The organism is Lapidilactobacillus dextrinicus DSM 20335, assembly GCF_001436095.1.
GTDB lineage: Bacteria > Bacillota > Bacilli > Lactobacillales > Lactobacillaceae > Lapidilactobacillus > Lapidilactobacillus dextrinicus.
The window spans coordinates 1-323 of record NZ_AYYK01000019.1 but is presented as its reverse complement, the minus strand read 5'-3'; the positions used below and the strand labels follow the sequence as shown (position 1 = coordinate 323).

The following is a 323-nucleotide window of genomic DNA, read 5'->3' as shown; positions in this document are numbered from 1 at the left end:
TTAGCTAACGGAACCTGCCATGAAACTTTGTTCAGTTTTGAGAGGTCTACTCTCAATTAAAGAATAGCGCCAATCGGGCCTATAGCTCAGCTGGTTAGAGCGCACGCCTGATAAGCGTGAGGTCGATGGTTCAAGTCCATTTAGGCCCATTGCTTTGAAAAGAAGCAGTAACATGGGGGTTTAGCTCAGATGGGAGAGCGCCTGCTTTGCACGCAGGAGGTCATCGGTTCGATCCCGTTAACCTCCATTGATGACTAAGTCATCAATGATTCGTTCTTTGAAAACTGGATACTATTTGAAACTGTAACAAACCGAGAAACACA

At 45.5% G+C, this 323-nt stretch carries 2 tRNA genes; both read left to right on the top strand.

The window, feature by feature from the left end:
• Positions 1 to 75 precede the first annotated feature (75 nt).
• A tRNA-Ile gene (locus FC84_RS07730) sits at positions 76 to 149 on the top strand.
• A gap of 25 nt (positions 150 to 174) precedes the next feature.
• Positions 175 to 247 (top strand) — tRNA-Ala (locus FC84_RS07725).
• Positions 248 to 323 lie beyond the last annotated feature (76 nt).